The sequence below is a fragment of the Janthinobacterium tructae genome, from assembly GCF_006517255.1.
Taxonomy (GTDB): Bacteria; Pseudomonadota; Gammaproteobacteria; order Burkholderiales; family Burkholderiaceae_D; genus Janthinobacterium; species Janthinobacterium tructae.
In genome coordinates this window covers 5,241,060-5,259,616 of sequence record NZ_CP041185.1, presented here as the reverse complement: position 1 = coordinate 5,259,616, position 18,557 = coordinate 5,241,060, and the positions used below count along the sequence as shown (strand labels likewise).

Annotated in this window: 14 protein-coding genes; 2 read left to right on the top strand and 12 right to left on the bottom strand. The window is 63.9% G+C overall.

Annotated elements, in window-relative coordinates; translation table 11 throughout:
- Position 1: 1 nt before the first annotated feature.
- The 5 genes from FJQ89_RS23125 to FJQ89_RS23105 form a co-directional block, all read right to left on the bottom strand.
- Positions 2-1,327 carry an MFS transporter gene (locus FJQ89_RS23125; RefSeq protein ID WP_141171867.1) on the bottom strand — a complete coding sequence of 442 codons (1,326 nt, stop codon included), beginning with the start codon at positions 1,325-1,327 and terminating at the stop codon, positions 2-4.
- A 108-nt stretch (positions 1,328-1,435) separates the two neighbouring features.
- Positions 1,436-2,110: a DUF4286 family protein gene (locus tag FJQ89_RS23120; RefSeq protein WP_141171866.1), complete on the bottom strand. Its 675-nt coding sequence runs from the start codon at positions 2,108-2,110 to the stop codon at positions 1,436-1,438.
- A 177-nt stretch (positions 2,111-2,287) separates the two neighbouring features.
- Positions 2,288-3,205 (bottom strand): LysR family transcriptional regulator, encoded by a 918-nt coding sequence (locus FJQ89_RS23115; protein ID WP_141171865.1) that lies wholly within the window; start codon positions 3,203-3,205, stop codon positions 2,288-2,290.
- 76 nt (positions 3,206-3,281) lie between these two features.
- Positions 3,282-4,517, bottom strand: coding sequence for a M20/M25/M40 family metallo-hydrolase (locus FJQ89_RS23110; RefSeq protein ID WP_141171864.1), 1,236 nt, complete (start codon positions 4,515-4,517; stop codon positions 3,282-3,284).
- Positions 4,514-5,740 (bottom strand): urate hydroxylase PuuD, encoded by a 1,227-nt coding sequence (locus tag FJQ89_RS23105; protein ID WP_141171863.1) that lies wholly within the window; start codon positions 5,738-5,740, stop codon positions 4,514-4,516. The genes FJQ89_RS23110 and FJQ89_RS23105 overlap by 4 nt, the downstream gene beginning before the upstream one ends.
- Before the next feature lie 131 nt (positions 5,741-5,871).
- Here FJQ89_RS23105 and FJQ89_RS23100 point away from each other — a divergent pair, with 131 nt between their 5' ends.
- Positions 5,872-6,810, top strand: a complete 939-nt coding sequence (locus tag FJQ89_RS23100; RefSeq protein ID WP_071079255.1) for a LysR substrate-binding domain-containing protein — start codon at positions 5,872-5,874, stop codon at positions 6,808-6,810.
- 73 nt (positions 6,811-6,883) lie between these two features.
- A complete protein-coding gene (locus FJQ89_RS23095) occupies positions 6,884-8,638 on the top strand; it encodes an allantoate amidohydrolase (protein WP_141171862.1) in 1,755 nt (584 codons plus the stop codon).
- On the opposite strand, the gene FJQ89_RS23090 is transcribed toward FJQ89_RS23095, so the two are convergent.
- From FJQ89_RS23090 to FJQ89_RS23060, 7 genes are all read right to left on the bottom strand, one after another.
- Positions 8,635-10,017: a glycosyltransferase family 9 protein gene (locus FJQ89_RS23090; protein WP_141171861.1), complete on the bottom strand. Its 1,383-nt coding sequence runs from the start codon at positions 10,015-10,017 to the stop codon at positions 8,635-8,637. The genes FJQ89_RS23095 and FJQ89_RS23090 overlap by 4 nt on opposite strands.
- Positions 10,018-10,072: 55 nt before the next feature.
- Entirely contained in the window at positions 10,073-11,308 is a 1,236-nt protein-coding gene (locus FJQ89_RS23085) for a Zn-dependent hydrolase (protein WP_141171860.1), read from the bottom strand.
- A 15-nt stretch (positions 11,309-11,323) separates the two neighbouring features.
- A complete protein-coding gene (hydA, locus tag FJQ89_RS23080; RefSeq protein WP_141171859.1) occupies positions 11,324-12,715 on the bottom strand; it encodes a dihydropyrimidinase in 1,392 nt (463 codons plus the stop codon).
- Between the two features lie 21 nt (positions 12,716-12,736).
- Positions 12,737-14,221 (bottom strand): NCS1 family nucleobase:cation symporter-1, encoded by a 1,485-nt coding sequence (locus FJQ89_RS23075; RefSeq protein ID WP_141171858.1) that lies wholly within the window; start codon positions 14,219-14,221, stop codon positions 12,737-12,739.
- Between the two features lie 134 nt (positions 14,222-14,355).
- The gene (preA, locus tag FJQ89_RS23070; RefSeq protein ID WP_205704523.1) at positions 14,356-15,636 is read right to left on the bottom strand and encodes an NAD-dependent dihydropyrimidine dehydrogenase subunit PreA; all 1,281 of its coding nucleotides are present in this window, start codon (positions 15,634-15,636) and stop codon (positions 14,356-14,358) included.
- Positions 15,636-17,003, bottom strand: coding sequence for an NAD(P)-dependent oxidoreductase (locus FJQ89_RS23065; protein WP_141171856.1), 1,368 nt, complete (start codon positions 17,001-17,003; stop codon positions 15,636-15,638). Before FJQ89_RS23065 ends, preA begins: the two co-directional genes overlap by 1 nt.
- Before the next feature lie 46 nt (positions 17,004-17,049).
- Positions 17,050-18,552 carry a CoA-acylating methylmalonate-semialdehyde dehydrogenase gene (locus FJQ89_RS23060; RefSeq protein WP_141171855.1) on the bottom strand — a complete coding sequence of 501 codons (1,503 nt, stop codon included), beginning with the start codon at positions 18,550-18,552 and terminating at the stop codon, positions 17,050-17,052.
- Positions 18,553-18,557: the final 5 nt, after the last annotated feature.

Here is an 18,557-nt window from a genome sequence, read left to right as displayed (position 1 = left end):
GTTATTCCTCAAGAGGGCCGCGGCCCGTTTCTCTGGCCGCGAAAACGGCGGCGCCGGTGATCAGCAAAGCCGCCGCCACATACAGCGAGACGGCCATGGTGCTGTTGTACGAGCGGTACAGGCTGGCGATGACGAGGGGCGCGAAGCCGCCGCCGATCACGCCGGCCAGAGTGTAGGCCAGCGAGGAACCCGCATAGCGCACCTTGGTGGGGAATTGCTCGATGACGAAAGCCGCCTGCGGGCCGTACATGATGGCGTGGATGACCAGGCCCACGACGACGGCCGCAACGATGGCGGCAGGGCTGGCCGTATCCAACAAGGTGAAGAAGGCAAACGCCCACACCAGGCCCAGGATGGCACCCAGCGCATACACGGGACGGCGGCCGATCTTGTCCGACAGGGCGCCAAACAGGGGCACCGACAGCGCATTGCAGGCCGTGCCGATCATGATGGCGGTGAGCGCCAGGGTCGAGGAAAGGTGCAGCACGGTCGTCACATAGGTCAGGGTGAACACCACCACCAGCGCATACAGCACGTCCGAGCCGATGCGCACGCCGCCGGCGATCAACAGACGGCGCCAGTAGATGCGCAGCACGTCGCCGATCGGCGCTTCGGCCTTGGCGTCCTGCTGGTCGAGTTCCTTGAACAACGGGGTTTCCTCGATGCCGCTGCGTATCCACATGCCGAAGGCCACCAGCAGCAGGCTGGCGATGAATGGCATGCGCCAGCCCCAGTCCATGAACGCTTCATGCGGCAGCAGATAGGTGATCAGGCCGATACAGCCCGTCGCCAGCAGGGTGCCGAAAGATGGCCCCACCTGCGTCCACGAGGCGTTGCGGCCACGCTTGTCCGGTGCCCCGTGTTCGACGGAGATCAGCACGGCGCCGGCCCATTCGCCACCGAGCGCGATGCCCTGCACGAAGCGCAGCGCCACCAGCAGGACCGGGCTCCAGATACCGGCCGTGGCATACGTGGGCAAGAGGCCCATCAGGCCCGTCGTCACGCCCATCAGCATCAGGGTCACCACCAGCACCCAGCGACGTCCCAGCTTGTCGCCCAAGTGGCCGAAGATAACGCCGCCGATGGGACGCGAGATATAACCGACCGCATACGTGGAAAAGGCCAGGATGGTACCTGTCAGCGGATCGAATGAAGGGAAAAACAGATGATTGAAGATCAGCGCGGCCATGGTGTTGTAGACGGTGAAGTCATACCATTCCAGGGTCGTGCCGACCATGCTGGCCGTGGCCAGGCGGCCCGTCTTGGACTTGTCGCCCGGTGCCTGCGCCGTCGGACGCGCAGCGTTTGCCGTTGTATATGTGGTCATTGCCTACCTCTCTCGTCAGTTTTATTGCAGGCCCGGCGCAGGATGCTTTGCCCTGCGCCGTGGCCCGTGTCTCGTGTTATCCGTGCCGGCAAGATGTGCGCGGCCGTGTCAGGCAGCGTGCAGGTCGGCCTCGCGCAGCTGCCAGGACAGTTGCAGGATGGCCGCCTGTTCGCCGTCGAGCCCCAGCGCCGCACTGGCGGCATTGGCCGCCGCCACGGCGGCGCTTTCCGACGAGGCGTCGATCAGGAAGATCGGGTCGAGCACGCGGCCCTCCTTCCGCTCCGCCGGCAGGGGCCCGGACAGCTTCGCGTCGGGTGTCAGCACGCGCGTGGCAATCACGCCGTCGATCTGCCGCAGCTTCGTCCCCAGCACCGCCAGGCCGGCCACCGCCTGTGCATCCTGGCCGATGGCTGGCCCACCCAGGCGCAGCACGGCCAGCCAGGCGCCCGTGCCCATGCCCGTTTCCGCCTCAATGGCACAGACGCGGCGCATCGGGTCAAGCATGCGCTGCAGATTCGTCACCGACCATGGCGTCTGCTGGCTGAAGGCCTTGAAGTAGTCTGGCGTCTGGAAGGCGTCGAGCGAGTCAGTGCGGTACAGGCCCAGGTATTTACGGGGACCGCGCAGGCTCTGATAGCGCGTGCCGCTGACAAAACCGGGAATGCGCACGCGCTCTTCCACGTGCTCGCGGTCATACCAGCGGTTGAAATCGAGTTCGTGTTCGGGGTCGGCGCTGGTCCAGACAAACAGGATGCCGGGCAAGGTGGTGGTGAACGTCGTCATGATGGTTCCGTTTGCGTTGTAAGTGGGTGCAAACCCAGAATAGGTGGCACACCATCACTTGGCAAACGGGTTATTCTGAACGCGACTGATAAGTTTTTCTTGTGGGTCGCGCTGGGGACGGGCCAACAATGTTGTCGGATTACGCGCTGTGGCGCTAATCCGTCCTACGCCACGACATCATCCGGCGCCATATTCCTCGCCCAGTCCCAGGGTGAACCTGGCCGCCTCCTCGCACGCCAGCATGGCCACCAGCTGGATCGCTTCCGTGGTGATGTCTTCGCTGTAGCTGATGACGATGCGCTGCGGTGCCAGGGCGCTGACGCAGGGAATCAGGGCGATGTTGCCCTGCTCGATTTCTTCGCGCAGGGGCGCCAGCGGCAGCACGGCGATGCCGAAGCCGGCCTTCACCAGGCGCACGATGGCGGAGATCGAGCTGACGCAATGCACCCTGCCTAACTGCACGCCCTCGTCCTGGCACAGCGCCTTCAATGCGGAATGAGGCTGCGAGCCCCGGTTCATGGTGATGATCGGGTGCTGCGCCAGTTGCGCCACCGTGAAGGGCGCCCCCGTGTCGGGCCAATCGGCAGCCCTGCCCGCCCAGCCCATGGCAATGGCGCCGCTGCCCGTGCTGCGGATATGGTCGCCCGTCAGCATGTCCGTCTGCAGCGCGATATCGAGCTCGCCCTGCTGCAGCTGTTCGTGCAGGCGGCGCGTCGATTCGGACGTCAATTGAATCTCGATGCCCGGATAGCGCTCCTGCACGCGCTGCAGGAACGGGATCAGCCAGGTATGCACGATGGTTTCGATGACGCCGATACGCACTTCGCCCGTGATCTGCGCGGGCGAAGAATTGGCCGCATACATGTCACGGCACAGTTCCAGCATGCGTTCGGCGTACACGAGCAGGTTGCGCCCTGCGAAAGTCAGGCGGATTTCACGCGCGTCGCGGTCGAACAAGCGCGTGCCGAAGTCCTGCTCCAGCGAGGCGATGCGGTTGGAAATGGCCGCCTGCGTGATATGCAGCTTGTCGGCCGCCGTGCGGAAACTGCCCAGCCGCGCAGCCCAGACAAACGCTTCGAGAAAACGGGTATTCAATTTGGCTCTTCAATCAATGGGGGGTTCTTCTTCACAGTGTGAGTGTCCGCCCCATTGTAAGCCAAAGTACCCCTCCCTATTTCTCCGCCAGGAAGTCGAGCAGGGTCAGGGCGACGATCTTGCTGGCCTTGCGCAAGTCGTCCAATGCCAGGCGCTCATCGGCCTTCTTCGCGTTCGACTCGGGCACCGTGCGCGGGCCGGCGCCATACAGCACGGCGGGGATACCCCGTTCGCCATACAGGCGCGCATCCGCATACAGGGGCGTGCCGACGGCAGGAATCGTCTCGCCAAGGATGGCTTGCGCATTTTTCTGCAGGCTGGCGACCAGCTGCTCGGAACCGGGCAAGGGCCGCAGCGCGTGCGACAGCAGCAGGCGGCGGATTTCGACCCGGATGCCAGGTTCGCCGCTCACGGCGTCTTCGATCAGCGCGCGCACCTGTGCTTCCACCGCCACAGGGTCTTCTTCCGGGATCATGCGGCGGTCCATCTTCATGACCACCTTGCCCGGCACCACATTGGTATTCGTGCCACCGTCGATGCGGCCCACCAGCATGGTGGGCGAATCGATGCCGGCGACTTTTGACTTGATCTTTTTCAGCTCCGGCAACTGGCCGTAGATGGCGTTGAGGATCTTGTTGGCTGCCTGCAGCGCGTCATGCCCCGTCTCCGGCATGGAACCGTGGCCAGACTTGCCGTGCACGGTGATTTCCAGCTGCAGGCAGGCGTTGTGCGCCGTGACGATGCCGTAGCTGAAACCGGCTGCGATGACGAAATCGGGCTTCGTCAGATTTTGCTCCAGCAGCCAGCCCGGCCCCAGCAAGCCGCCGAATTCCTCGTCATACGTAAAGTGCAGTTCCAGCTGGCCCTTCAAGGCAATACCCAGCGCTTCGAGCGCGCGCGCAGCAAACACATAGGTGGCGAAATCGCCTTTTGACACGGCCGTCGCGCGGCCATACATATAGCCGCCGTCGATCTGGCCGCCATATGGCGGATACGTCCAGTTGTCGCCGGGCGGCACCACGTCGCCATGCGCGTTCAGGGCCACCGTCGGCCCGCCCTCGGCATACGGGCGGCGCACGATCAGGTTGGTGATGCTCTGCATGCCATAGGCCTCGACCTGGTCCGCAGGTACCGCATGCTTTTCCGCCTGCCAGCCATATGCCTGCAACAGCTGCGCCACCAGCTCCGCATGCGGCGCGTTATTGCCGGGCGGCGTATCCGTCGGCTGCTGCACCACCTTCTGTAAAAAGGCGACTTCTTCGTCGAAGTGTGCGTCGATCCAGGCCGTGATTTTTTCTGCGTGCGTAGTCATTTTGCTCCTTGCATGGTCTGTTGCAGCCAGGCGCCCAATTCGCTGCGCTCGGCCTCCGTCATATTGGTCAGGTTCCCGATCGGCATGGCTTTCAGCTCGATGGCCTGCTTGTAGATTTGCGCCGCGTGCTGGCGGATTTGCGTTTCATTATCCAGCATCATGCCGGCCGGCGCCGTGGCGAAACCCGCTTGCGTGGGCTGGGCCGAATGGCAGGTGGCGCAGCGCTGGGCGATGATGGCATGCGCGCGCTGGAACTGCGCGGCAGGGTCCACCGCAGGCGCGGCCGCCACGGGCGCTTTCGGCGCGATGGCCACGGCCACGGCCAGCAGCAAGGCCACGCCGATGGCCGGATAGCGCCACTCGACCCGGCCCTTGTGGCGCAAGTTGAAAAAGTGGCGGATGAAGACGCCGGCCGCCATGATCAGCGCCAGCACCAGCCAGGCGTGATCGTTGCGGTAGGTCATCGCGTAGTGGTTGCTGATCATGATGAACAGCACCGGCAAGGTAAAGTAATTGTTATGCACGCTGCGCTGCTTGGCCTTCAGGCCGTGCCTGGGGTCGGGCAGCTTGCCGGCCGCCATGGCTTCGACCATCTTGCGCTGGCCGGGGATGATCAGCATCAGCACATTGGCCACCATGATGGTGCCGATCATGGCACCCACGTGGATGTAGGCGGCGCGCCCGCTGAGCAAATGCGTGAGCACGTACGCGGCGCCGACGATCAGCGCAAACACCGTCACGCCAAACCACAGTTCATATTGCGCCAGCTTGGAGCGGCACAGCAGGTCGTACACGGTCCAGCCGATGACGAGGGTGGCGATGCCGATGCCGACGGCCTGCCCGCTGGAGATATCGGCCACGGCCTTGTCGATCATCATGGCCTGGGCATTGAAATAATAGGCAATCGTCAGCAGCGCAAAGCCGGACAACCAGGTGGAATACGCTTCCCATTTGAACCAGTGCAGCTCCTTCGGCAGTTCGGCGGGCGCCAGCAGGTATTTTTGCGGGTTATAGAAGCCGCCGCCATGCACGGCCCACAGCTCTCCAGAGACGCCCTTCTTCGCCAGATCCGAGCCAGGCGCAGGCGGGCGGATCGAGTTGTCGAGCCAGACAAAATAAAAGGAAGCACCGATCCAGGCGATGCCCGTGATGACGTGCAGCCAGCGGACAATCAGGTTCAGCCACTCCAGGCCGTACGGAATCAGATAGGCAAATACTTCCATAAATTTCCTCTAGTCAGACCGAACCCATATTCGTGCCAATCTACACAAGATAAACGGAATTACCGCCCTTCACATGAAAAATATCGTATATTTGACATATTCAAATCGATATACAACAGAGCCGCCGCCACATGTCCAGCCTGCCGCAACACCTCGACCTGCACCTGATCCGCATCCTCTACCTGCTGCTGGTGGAAAAGAATGTCTCGCGCGTAGCGCTCAAACTCAATCAGCCGCAGCCGTCGATTTCCGCCTCCTTGCGCAAGCTGCGCGAACTGACGGGCGACCCGCTGCTGGTGCGCGGCGCGCGCGGCATGGTGCCCACCCAGCATGGCGAAAGCCTGCTCAATCCGGCCAAGCGCATCCTCGACCAGACGGAGAGCCTGTTCATCAAGAAGACGCCGTTCGTGGCGCAGGAAGAGGCGCGCACCTTCCATATCGCCGCGCCCGACTACCTGGACAGCCAGTTCCTGCCCAATGTGGTGGCCCAGTTGCGCCGCGGTTCGCCGAAAAGCCGCGTCGTGCTGCACAGCCTGGGACCGGGCATCGATCATATCCGGCAATTGTCCGACGGGGGTCTGGATCTGGTCATCGCCAACTGGGATGAACCGCCCGCCCATCTGCACATTTCGAAGCTGTTCGAAGATCCCATCGTCTGCGCCATGCATGCGGAAAACGCCTATGCGCGGCGCACAGCCAGCGACGCCATGACGCTCGACGATTATCTGAGCCTGCCCCACGTGGCGCCGTCGCAGATGATGCCGGGCTACCACGGCGTGATCGACTCCTTCCTCGAACGGCAAAACCTGCAGCGCAACGTGGTGGTCGAATCGGCGTATTTCGGCCTGATCCCCTACATGCTGACGCAGACGGACCTGGTACTCACCACGGGCCGCCAGTTCATGCGCTTCTATGAAAAGACCCTGCCGCTGAAAACGTATACCGTGCCCTTGAAATTCCCGCCGATGCGCTTTTACCAGTTGTGGCACCAGCGCGTGCACCAGGCACCCGAGCATAAATGGCTGCGCGACCAGGTCAGCGCGGCGGCCAAGGCGCTGGTACAGCGATAGGCGCTATCAGCACGCGCATATAATGGATGCAGGAACGGGGCGCTATCATCACTGCTTGCATGATCGGAAAACCATGACCACCCTTTCAGACCTGAACGCCGGCAGCCAGGCCGATTTTATCGCGCAGCTGCATGGCATCTACGAACATTCGCCCTGGATCGCCCAGCGCGCAGCTGCCGCGCGGCCGTTTGCCAGCCTGACGGCGCTCAAGACGGAATTGCAGCGCGTGCTGGCCCTGGCCTCGCCCGAAGAACAACTGGGACTCATCCGCGCCCACCCCGAACTGGCCGGCAAGGCCGCCGTCGCGGGACAGCTGACGGCCGAGTCGACGCGCGAACAGGCCAAGTCCGGCCTGAACCTGTGCAGCGCCGACGAATTTGCCACCCTGCAGCGCCTCAACAGCGAGTACAACACCAAGTTCGGCTTTCCCTTCATCCTGGCCGTCAAGGGCCCGACGGGCGAGGGTTTGACGCGCCAGGACATCATCGCCACCTTTGCCCGGCGCCTGAAGAACCGCCATGCCGATGAACTGGCCGAATCGCTGCGGCAGATCAAGCGTATCGCCGAGCTGCGCCTGAACGAGCTGTTCGACGTGCGCCTGGACTTCGGCCCGGCCATCATGCAGCACGCCGAAACCTTGGCCGGCTGGAGCGACAGCGATTACAACCTGACCTGCGCCTACCTGACGCCGGCGCACCGGAAAACGGCCGCGCAGCTGGCCGACTGGATGCTGGAGGCCGGCATGCAGGTGCACATCGACGCCGTCGGCAATGTGGTCGGCCGCTATCTGTCCGACGCACCCGGCGCAAAGACGCTGATGACGGGATCGCATTACGACACGGTGCGCAACGGCGGCAAGTACGACGGCCGGCTGGGCATCGTGCTGCCGATCGCCGTCGTGCGCCACCTGCACGAACGGGGCGAAAAGCTGCCCTTCCACGTCGAGATCGTCGGCTTCGCCGAAGAGGAAGGTGTGCGCTTCAAGAGCACGTTTTTGGGCAGCACGGCCGTCACGGGCAGGTTCGACTTGTCGCTGCTGGAACAATGCGACACGGATGGCGTGAGCATGCGCGACGCGCTGGCCGCCGCCGGTCACGAGGCGAGCGCCATCGGCGCCATCGCGCGCGATCCGGCCGATTTGCTCGGCTATGTGGAAGTGCATATCGAACAGGGCCCCGTGCTGCTCGAGCGTGACCTGCCGCTGGGCATCGTCACGGCGATTGCCGGCAGCTCGCGCTACCTGCTCCATCTTGGCGGCGTGGCCAGCCACGCGGGCACCACGCCCATGACCATGCGCAAGGATGCGGCCAGCGCGGCGGCCGAAATCATCCTGCTGGTGGAACAGCGCTGCAGCCAGGGCGAAGCGCTGGTGGGCACCGTCGGCCAGCTGCAGGTGCCCAACGGTTCCGTCAACGTGATCGCCGGCGCCTGCACCCTGTCGCTCGATATCCGCGCGGCCAGCGACGCGGTACGCCAGGCGGCCGTCGACGACATCCTCGATGGCATCACCGCCATCTGCGCGCGGCGCCAGATCGACTACCAGCTGGAACTGCTGCTGTCGGCGCGTGCCGCGCCGTGCGCGCCATGGCTGATGGCGCAGCTGGCGCAAGCCGTGGAATCGGTCGGCATCGCACCATACGCGCTGCTGTCGGGCGCCGGCCACGACGCCATGGCCATGGCCGCCATCACCGACGTGGCCATGCTGTTTACGCGCTGCGGCAATGGCGGCATCAGCCACAATCCGCTGGAAACCATGACGGCCGACGACGCCGACATCGCGGCGCAAGCCCTGCTGCATTTCTTGCGGAATTTCCAGCCAAAAACCTAGCCGTGCGCCTGGCGCCAGCGCGCCAGTTCCTGCGCAAGATGGCCAATCAAGGGTTGCCAGCCACCTGTCGCAGGCTGGCGGAACAGCCGCATCGTGGAATACCAGGGCGTATCGAGGCGCCCGGCCATCCAGCGCCAGTCCGGCAGGTAGTCGGGCAGCAGCAGCCAGCACGGCTTGCCCAGCGCCCCGGCCAGATGGGCCACGGCCGTATCCACGCTGATGACCAGGTCCAGGTTGGCGACCAGCGCCGCCGTATCGGCCATATCACCGAGCGCCGCGCCGCCGGCGACCAGGGCGAGTGATGCCGATGTGTCGTTTTCGCCGGCCCCCTTCTGCAGGCTGACAAACTGCACGCCATCCACCGCGCTCAGCGGTGCCAGCACGTCGAGCGTGGCCAGCGAACGCGCATCGTCGTTTTCAAATTGCGCACTGCCGCGCCAGGCCAGGCCCACGCGCAGTGGCGCCGCCGGCAGGCGCGTACGCCACGCCGCGACGGCCTGCGGCTGCGCCCACAGATACGGCAACTGGGCCGGAATTGTCTCCAGGGTGGTGCCGCACAGACCGGGCAGGCTCAGGATCGGTGCCCAGTAATTCCAGCCGTCGTCCGGCACGGTCTCGCCGATGGCGAATACTTCGTCTATCTCCGGAAGGTCTAGCAGCAGCGTCTTGAGCGGCGCATGACATAGCAGCGAGATGCGCGCCGCGCCCAGTTGGCGCAGGCAGGATGCATAGCGGCACAGTTGCAGCATGTCGCCCATGCCCGCTTCGGGACAGATCAGCAGCGACTGGCCGGTAAGCGGCTCGCCCTGCCAGCGGGGAAAGCGAAAATACGCGCCAAACATGGTCGGCTGCGGCCGCGCTTCGAGCATCTGCCAGCCTTCGAGAAGGCGGCCCTGGCGCAGCAGCAGATACGACAAGTTGTAGCGCGCATTGGCGTAGTCGCCATCGAGTGCGATGGCATGGCGGTAGCAGCGTTCGGCCTCGGTCTCGCGCTGCATGGCGGCCAGCAGCGCGCCCAGGTTGGACCAGGCGGAAGGCATTTCCGGCGCCAGCGCCAGCACGCGCCGGTCGATGCGCTCGGCCTCCACCGGGCGACGCATCGTCATCAGCAGCGCGCCCAGGTTCTGCAGCAGATGCACGTCATCGGGCACTTGCGCCAGCGCGCGCAGGTAATAGCTTTCCGCTTCTGCCAGCAAGCCTTCCTGTCCACGCATCCAGGCCAGGTTGGCCAGGGCGAATACATGCCCGGAGTCGAAGACCAGCGCCTGCTGGAAACAGGTTTCGGCGCCGGCCGCATCGCCACCGGCCAGCAGCTCGCCGCCGCGCGCCGCATGCGCGGCGGCAGGGTTGGCTTCGTTATCGAAATGGAGAGTGCTCATTGCCGGTTGCCTGTGATCGCAAGGCGCCCAGCATAGCACCGCCGCGCCAGCGCAGCTAGACGGCCACGGCCCGCTCCAGCATCGCGTGCAGCAGCACATTGCAGCCCGCTGCCAGGTGCTCGGACTTGGCATCCTCGATTTCATTGTGGCTGATGCCGTCCTTGCACGGCACGAAGATCATGCCGGCCGGCGCCAGCCTGGCCGCGTAGATGGCGTCGTGACCGGCGCCCGACACCACGTCCATTACGGAATAACCCAGCTTTGCGGTAGCATTGCGCACGGCGCCCACGCAGTCGGGGTGGAACGGACATGGCGGGTAATAGGACACCCTTTCCAGTGAAATGCCCAAGCCTGTTTTTTCGCGCGTGGCGTCGATGAAGGCCGTGATCTCGCCATGCATGGTGTTGAGCAGTTCGTCGTTCACATTGCGCAGGTCGATGCTGAACTTGACTTCGCCGGGGATCACGTTGCGGCTGTTCGGGAACACCTGCACCATGCCCACCGTGCCGCGCCCGTACGGCGGGTAGCGGTTGGCAATGGCGACGACTTCCTGCATGATGACGGTGGCCACCTGCAGCGCATCCTTGCGCAGGCCCATGGGCGTGGGGCCAGCATGCGCTTCCATGCCTGTCACCACGCAGTCGTACCACGACAGGCCCATCACGGCAGGCACCACGCCAATGACTTTATCGGCGTCTTCCAGCACGGGCCCCTGCTCGATATGCGTTTCGAAATAGGCGCCGATCGGATGGTCGCCCGGCACCTGATCGCCCTTGTATCCGATGCGCGCCAGCTCCTCGCCCACCGTTTTACCTTCCGTGTCTTTCGCCGCATACGCGGTTTCGAGCGAGAAGGCGCCGCAAAAGACGCCGGAACCCATCATCACGGGCACGAAGCGCGAGCCTTCCTCGTTGGTCCAGAACGCCACCTCGATGGGCGATCGCGTCTTGATATTGAGGTCGTTCAGGGTGCGCACCACTTCCAGTCCGGCCAGCACGCCGTAATTGCCATCGAACTTGCCGCCCGTGGGCTGCGTGTCGATATGGCTGCCCGTCATCACGGGCGGCAGGGTATTGTCGGTGCCGTCGCGGCGCATGAAGACATTGCCGATCTGGTCGATGGTGATGCTCATGCCCGCCTCGCGGCCCCAGCGCACCACCAGGTCGCGCCCCTGTTTGTCGAGGTCCGTCAGGGCCAGGCGCTTGACGCCGCCCTTTACTGTCGCGCCGATCTGCGCCAGTTCCATCAGGGCTGCCCACAGCCGTTCGCCATTGATGCGTAGATCATCCATTATTGTCTCCTGACTTCATGCGGTGGTGGCGGCAAACGCCGGGCGCTCGATATAGCGCCCTGCCCCTTCGACGGCCGTCAGCTCGCCCTGGTGGAACACCACCTTGCCGGCGGCAATCGTGGTGCGGGGGATGCCGCGCACGGTGCGCCCTTCGAAGACATTGAAGCCCCCTTTGGCAAACTGCGTGGCGGCGGAAATGGTGCGCGTGCCCTGCGGGTCCCACAGCACGATGTCGGCATCGCTGCCTGCCGCGATGACGCCCTTGCGCGGATACATATTGAAGATCTGCGCCGCATTGGTCGACGACACCTTGACGAATTCGCAGGGCGTGAGCATGCCGGAATTGACGCCAGCATCCCACACCACGGCCATGCGTTCCTCGACGCCGCCGCAGCCGTTCGGGATGCGCGTGAAATCATCCTTGCCGGCCGCCTTCTGCTCGGCGCAGAAGGTGCAGTGGTCGGTGGCCGTCGTGTGCAGGTTGCCGCTTTGCAGGCCGTGCCACAAGGCCGATTGATGGTGCTTGCCGCGAAACGGCGGACTCATGACGTGGCCCGCCACGTAATCGAAATCATCGCTCTGGTAGACGCTGTCGTCGATCACCAGGTGGCCCGCCAGCGCTTCGCCATACACGCGCTGGCCGTTGGCGCGCGCCCGCGTGATGGCGTCGAGCGACTCGGCACACGAGACGTGCACGATGTACACGGGGGTATTGAGCACATTGGCGATCGCGATGGCGCGGTTGGCCGCCTCCGCCTCCACAGCGGGAGGACGCGACAAGGGGTGCGCCTGCGGCCCGGTAATCCCCTTTTTCAGCAAGGCTTGCTGCAATTGAAAAACCAGTTCGCCATTTTCCGCATGCACGGTGGGCAATGCCCCAAGTTCCAGCGAACGGGTAAAGCTTTTCACCAGCGTTTCATCGTCGGCCATGATGGCATTTTTGTAGGCCATGAAGTGCTTGAAGCTGTTTACGCCATGCTCGCGCACCAGCACTCCCATTTCCTCATGAACCTGCTCGCTCCACCAGGTGATGGCCACGTGGAAGGTGTAGTCGCCGGCCGCCTTGGCCGACCATGCGCGCCACTGATGATACGCCTCGATCAGCGACTGCTTCGGGGCAGGAATGACGAAGTCCATGATGGTGGTGGTGCCGCCCGCCAGTCCCGCCGCCGTGCCCGTGAAAAAGTCGTCCGACGTCACGGTGCCCATGAAGGGCAAATTCATGTGCGTGTGGGTGTCGATCCCGCCCGGCATCACGTACAGGCCGCCCGCGTCGATCACGGTGGCGCCCACCGGCACCGGCAAGTCTTCGCCGACGGCGGCAATCGTGTCGCCCTCGATCAGCACATCGGCGCGGAAGGCCCGGTCGGCGTTGACGACGGTACCGCCACGTATCAGTGTAGTCATCTTGTCTCCTTCTCGAAAAGATCAGGACTGCGGTGCCTGCTGCACGCGTGCTGCCGCCTTGCCCTTCATCATGACGCCGTAGACGACTGCGGCGATGGCCACGCCCACGAACCAGGCGTAGGTATAAATGGTTTTAAAGCCTTCGGCCACGCCGGGAAACGCCGTGGGAAAGGCCGCGTTCAGAAAGCCCGGGATATTCGGCAGCACGGCGATGACAAAGGCGATCAGCGCCGCCATGTTCCAGCCATTGCCATACGAGTAGATGCCGTCATCGCGGTACAACTGCCTGACGTCGAGCTGCGTCTTGCGCACAAAATAATAGTCGACGATGAGGATGCCGGCGATGGGGCCCAGCAAGGCCGAGTAGCCGATCAGCCACGTGAAGATATAGCCCTGCGTCGATTCGAGCACTTTCCACGGCATCATGACGATGGCGATGAAGGCCGTGATGTAGCCGCCCATCTTGTAGGAAATCTGCTTCGGCGCCAGCGAGGAAAAGTCGTACGCCGGGCCCACCAGGTTGGCCGCCAGGTTGACGCTGACCGTGTCGATCAGCAGGATGATCAGGGCGACCAGCACGGCGGCGCCCGTCATGCGGCTGGCCAGGTCGACGGGGTCCCAGATGGCCTTGCCGTACATGACCACGGAGCCGGCAGTGACGATCACGGCCAGCATGGCCAGCAATCCCATGGGCACGGGCAAGCCGACGGACTGGCCGATCACCTGGTCGCGCTGCGTCTTGGCGAAGCGCGTGAAGTCGGGAATGTTCAGTGCCAGGGTGGCCCAGAAACCCACCATGGCCGTCAGCGATGGCCAGAAGACGCTCCAGAACTGGCCCGCCTTCTTGCCGCCCGGGATAAACTGCGATGGCTGGTCCAGCAGCGCCCCCACGCCACCAGCCTTGCTGTGCACCCAGTACAGCAGCACGAAGCAGATGAGGATTTTCAGCGGTGCCGTATAGGTTTCGAGCTTGCGGATCGACTCCATGCCGTGCAGGATGTAATAGAACTGGATGGCCCAGAAAGCCAGGAAGCACAGCAACTGGCTGCCGTTGATGCCCAGGCCCGCGATCTTCTCGCCGCCCAGTTCATGCCCCATCAAGACGCCCATCAGGGTGTAGATCATCTGGCCGCCGAACCAGGTCTGGATGCCGTACCAGCCGCAGGCGACGATGGCGCGCATCAGCGCCGGCAGGCGCGCGCCCATGGTGCCGAACGAGGCGCGCGCCAGCACGGCATACGGGATGCCGTACTTGGTGCCCGCATGGCCGATCAAGAGCATGGGCAGGAGCACGATGGCGTTGGCGAGAAATACCGTGAGCACGGCCTGGTAGCCGGACATGCCGCTGTCGATCAGGCTGGCCGACAGGGTGTAGGCGGGAATGCACATCACCATGCCCACCCACAGCGCGGCAAAGTGATACCAGCGCCAGGTGCGCTGCGCTGCCGTGGTGGGCGCCAGATCTTCATTCCACAGCTGCGTATTGCCTGAATAGTCGTGGTTCACAGGTGTTCTCCATCGGTTAGGCCGCCGGCATCTTGAATGACGCCAGGGATACGGCATTGTGTAAACTGCGGCAGTCTAGCTTACTGCAAAGACAGGCAACAGTTTATAAAATAAACGTACGCAAAAAACGTGCCCTACGCCGTTTCCGCCAACGCCCGTGGATTCCTGGGATCCTGCGTCCAGTTCATGTATGGCTTGCCCGTGGCCTGCGGCACCATCGTGATGCAGCCCTGCACCGGACAGGTGATTTCGCACAGGTTGCAGCCCACGCATTCCTCCTTGATCACTTCATACGTGCGCGTGCCGGCGGCGTCGATCAGTTGCGCAATCGACTGGTGCGAGGTGTCTTCGCAGGCCACATAGCACTTGCCGCATTTGATGCAGTCGTCCTGGTTGATGTGCGCGATGACCTGGTAATTCATGTCCAGGTATTTCCAGTCCGTCGTGTTGGCCACGGCCTTGCCGGAAAAATCGCTGATGCGCGCATAGCCCTTCTCGTCCATCCAGCGCGACAAGCCATCCTTCATCTCGTCGACGATGCGGAAACCATGCAGCATGGCGGCCGTGCACACCTGCACGCAGCCGGCACCCAGGGCGATGAATTCGGCCGCGTCGCGCCAGTTGCCGATGCCGCCGATGCCGGAAATGGGCAAGCCGCGCGTTTGCGGATCGCGGGCGATTTCCGCCACCATGTTCAGGGCGATCGGCTTGACGGCAGACCCGCAATAGCCGCCGTGCGTGCTGGCGCCGCCCACGATGGGCAAGGCCACCATGCGGTCCAGGTCGAGCGAGGTAATCGAGTTGATGGTATTGATCAGAGAGACGGCGTCGGCGCCGCCCGCCTTGGCCGCGCGCGCCGGCATGCGCACGTCCGTGATATTCGGCGTGAGCTTGACGATGACGGGTAACTTGCTGTGCTTCTTGCACCAGGCGGTGACCATCTGCACATACTCGGGCACCTGGCCCACGGCCGCGCCCATGCCCCGCTCCGGCATGCCGTGCGGGCAGCCGAAATTGAGCTCGATGCCGTCCGCTCCTGTCGCTTCCACCTTCGGCAAAATGTCGGCCCAGTAGTGCTCTTCGCACGGCAGCATCAGCGAGACGATCATGGCGCGGTCGGGCCAGTCCTTTTTCACCTGCGTGATTTCGCGCAGGTTGATCTCCAGCGAGCGGTCGGTGATCAGTTCAATGTTATTGAAACCCACCACTTCGCGGTTCTTGCCATACAGCGCGGAGTAGCGCGACGAGACGTTGACGGCGGCAGGGTCTTCACCCAGGGTTTTCCACACCACGCCGCCCCACCCCGCCTCGAAGGCGCGCACCACGTTGTAGGCCTTGTCGGTCGGCGGCGCGGACGCCAGCCAGAAGGGATTCGGCGCCTTGATGCCGCAAAATTCGATGCTGAGATCAGCCATTATGCAGCCTCCACTTTATTGAAGAAATCGGAATGGATGGCCAGTGCGGCCAGCTTGCCATGCTGGACGGCCTGCACCGTCAAGTCCTGTCCCAGCGCCACGCAGTCGCCGCCCGCGTAGATCCCCGGCAGCACCGTGCGAAAACCCGCATCGACGGCGATCTTGTCGCCTTCGCGCTGCAGCAGCGACGCCATCGGGTCGTGCAGCACGTCGGTGTCGAGGCTCTGGCCGATGGCCTTGAAGATGGCGTCGGCCGCCACGTCGAACGTTTCGCCCGTGCCCGCCAGGCGCGTGCCCTGCATCCGCGTTTTCTCGAAACGCATGCCCACCACCTTGCCGGCAGTATCGAGCAGCACCTGCTGTGGCTGGGCCCACGTCAGCATGCGCACCTGGTTGGCCTTGGCGATGTCCTGCTCATGGTGGGTGGCCGTCATGGCGTCGAAGCCGCGCCGGTAGACCAGGGTGACTTCCTCGGCGCCCAGGCGCTGGATCTGCACGGCCATGTCGATGGCCGTATTGCCGGCGCCAATCACGATGGCGCGTTTCGGTACGGGCAGCGCGGCCAGGTCGTCGGCCTGGCGCAGCGCGGCGATGTAATCGACGGCGGCCAAGAGACCCGGCGCATCTTCGCCCGTCAGGCCCAGCTTGCGGCTGGCGCCCAGGCCCAGGCCGAGGAACACGGCATCGTACTGCGCGTGCAGGTCGCGCAGCTGCAGGTTCTCGCCCAGCACCTGGCGACATCGGATCTCGATGCCGCCGATGCCCAGCAGGAAGTCGATTTCCTTTTGCGCGAAATCGTCCGTCAGCTTGTACTTGGCGATGCCGTATTCATTCAGGCCGCCCGCCTTGTCCTCTTTTTCAAAGATCACCACGTCGTGCCCCAGCATGGCCAGACGGTGCGCGCACGACAAGCCGGCCGGGCCCGCGCCGACGATGGCGATCGTCTTGCCCGTGCTTGCCGCCCGCTGGAACGGGTGCGCCGCAAAATGCATGTGGTCGACGGCGTAGCGCTGCAACAGGCCGATTTTCACAGGCTGGCCTTCCGCGTCGTGGTTGCGCACGCAGACATCCTCGCACAGGATCTCCGTGGGGCAGACGCGGGCGCAGCTGCCGCCCAGGATATTCTGTTTCAGGATGCCGGCGGCGGCGCCGTTGATGTTCTTGTCGTGAATGTTGCGGATGAAGCTGGCCACGTCGATTTCCGACGGACAGATGCGGCTGCACGGCGCATCGTAGCAGTACAGGCAGCGGGCGCTTTCGATGGCCGCCTGGCGTGCCGTCAGGGGCGGCGCCAGATCGGTGAAATGGCCCGCCAGTTCCTCGTTGGGCAGGGCGGGATGCGGCAAATAGTTCAAAGACTCGATCATCGCGTATTCCTCTTGTTATGTGCGGCCGGCTCGTAATTTGAAACCTTTACTTCATCTGGGGAAAAGCAAATTCCACACCAGCGCTTGCCGTGTTCGGCCAGCGCTGCATCACCGCCTTGTGGCGCGTGTAGAAACGCACGCCTTCGGGTCCATACGCGTGGTGGTCGCCGAACATGCTGCGCTTCCAGCCGCCAAAGCTGTTGAAGGCCATCGGCACGGGCAAGGGGATGTTGACGCCCACCATGCCGACCTGGATCTGGCGCACGAACTCGCGCGCCACGCCGCCATCGCGCGTGTAGATGGCCACGCCGTTGCCATACTCGTTGGCGTTGATCAGCTCCACCGCATGCACCACGTCAGGACACCGGAGCACGCACAGCACGGGACCGAAAATCTCTTCCTTGTAGATGCTCATGTCGCGCGTGACGTGGTCAAATAAAGTACCGCCGACAAAGAAGCCGTTCTCGCGGCCCGCCACCACATGGTTGCGGCCATCGACCACCAAAGTCGCGCCCTGCTCCACGCCCGAGGCGATGAGTTTTTCGATGCGCTGCTTGGCGGCCAGCGACACGACCGGTCCCATTTCCGCACCATCTTCCATGCCGTCGCGCACTTTCAGTGCGGCCGTGCGCGTTGCCAGTGCGTCGATCAACTTGTCGCCCGCGTCGCCCACGGCCACCACCACAGAGATAGCCATGCAGCGTTCGCCCGCCGAACCGTAGGCCGCGCCGATCAGCGCGTCGACCGTCATGTCCATGTCAGCGTCGGGCATCACCACCATGTGGTTCTTCGCGCCGCCCAGCGCCTGCACGCGCTTGCCGCTGGCGCTGCCGCGCGCATAGATGTATTCGGCAATCGGCGTCGAGCCGACAAAGCTGATCGCCTGCACCACGGGGTGGTCGAGCAAGGCATCAACGGTCACTTTATCGCCCTGCACCACGTTGAAGACGCCGTCGGGCAAGCCCGCCTCCTTCAGCAATTTGGCGTGCAGCAGGGAGGCCGACGGATCGCGCTCGGACGGTTTCAAGACGAAGGTATTGCCGCAGGCAATCGCCACCGGAAACATCCACATCGGCACCATCACAGGGAAGTTGAATGGCGTGATGCCGGCTACCACGCCCAGCGCCTGGCGCATGGACCAGGCGTCGATGCCGCGCGAAATCTGGTCCGTGAATTCGCCCTTTAACAATTGCGGGATGCCGACGGCAAATTCCACCATCTCGATGCCGCGCGCCACTTCGCCCTGGGCATCGGCAAAGGTCTTGCCATGTTCGCGCGTGAGCATGGCGGCAAAGTCGTCCGTGTGCTGCTGGCACAGCTGCAGGTAGCGAAACAGCACGCGCGCGCGCGTCAATGGCGGCGTGGCCGACCAGGAGGGAAAGGCGGCGGCGGCGGCCTGCACGGCCGCATCCACGTCTTCCACGGTACCCAAGGCCACGCGGGCCACGGGTACGCCCAGTGCGGGGTTGTAGACGTCGCCGTAGCGGCCACTTTGCGTGTCGACTTTGGCGCCGTTGATGTAGTGGGTAATCGTATCGAGATCAGTCATGGGGC

Coding starts and splice junctions, on each gene's coding strand:
- FJQ89_RS23125 (WP_141171867.1), bottom strand. CDS start 1,327: ATGACCACATATACAACGGCAAACGCTGCGCGTCCGACGGCGCAGGCA.
- FJQ89_RS23120 (WP_141171866.1), bottom strand. CDS start 2,110: ATGACGACGTTCACCACCACCTTGCCCGGCATCCTGTTTGTCTGGACC.
- FJQ89_RS23110 (WP_141171864.1), bottom strand. CDS start 4,517: ATGACTACGCACGCAGAAAAAATCACGGCCTGGATCGACGCACACTTC.
- FJQ89_RS23105 (WP_141171863.1), bottom strand. CDS start 5,740: ATGGAAGTATTTGCCTATCTGATTCCGTACGGCCTGGAGTGGCTGAAC.
- FJQ89_RS23100 (WP_071079255.1), top strand. CDS start 5,872: ATGTCCAGCCTGCCGCAACACCTCGACCTGCACCTGATCCGCATCCTC.
- FJQ89_RS23095 (WP_141171862.1), top strand. CDS start 6,884: ATGACCACCCTTTCAGACCTGAACGCCGGCAGCCAGGCCGATTTTATC.
- FJQ89_RS23090 (WP_141171861.1), bottom strand. CDS start 10,017: ATGAGCACTCTCCATTTCGATAACGAAGCCAACCCTGCCGCCGCGCAT.
- FJQ89_RS23085 (WP_141171860.1), bottom strand. CDS start 11,308: ATGGATGATCTACGCATCAATGGCGAACGGCTGTGGGCAGCCCTGATG.
- hydA (WP_141171859.1), bottom strand. CDS start 12,715: ATGACTACACTGATACGTGGCGGTACCGTCGTCAACGCCGACCGGGCC.
- preA (WP_205704523.1), bottom strand. CDS start 15,636: ATGGCTGATCTCAGCATCGAATTTTGCGGCATCAAGGCGCCGAATCCC.
- FJQ89_RS23065 (WP_141171856.1), bottom strand. CDS start 17,003: ATGATCGAGTCTTTGAACTATTTGCCGCATCCCGCCCTGCCCAACGAG.
- FJQ89_RS23060 (WP_141171855.1), bottom strand. CDS start 18,552: ATGACTGATCTCGATACGATTACCCACTACATCAACGGCGCCAAAGTC.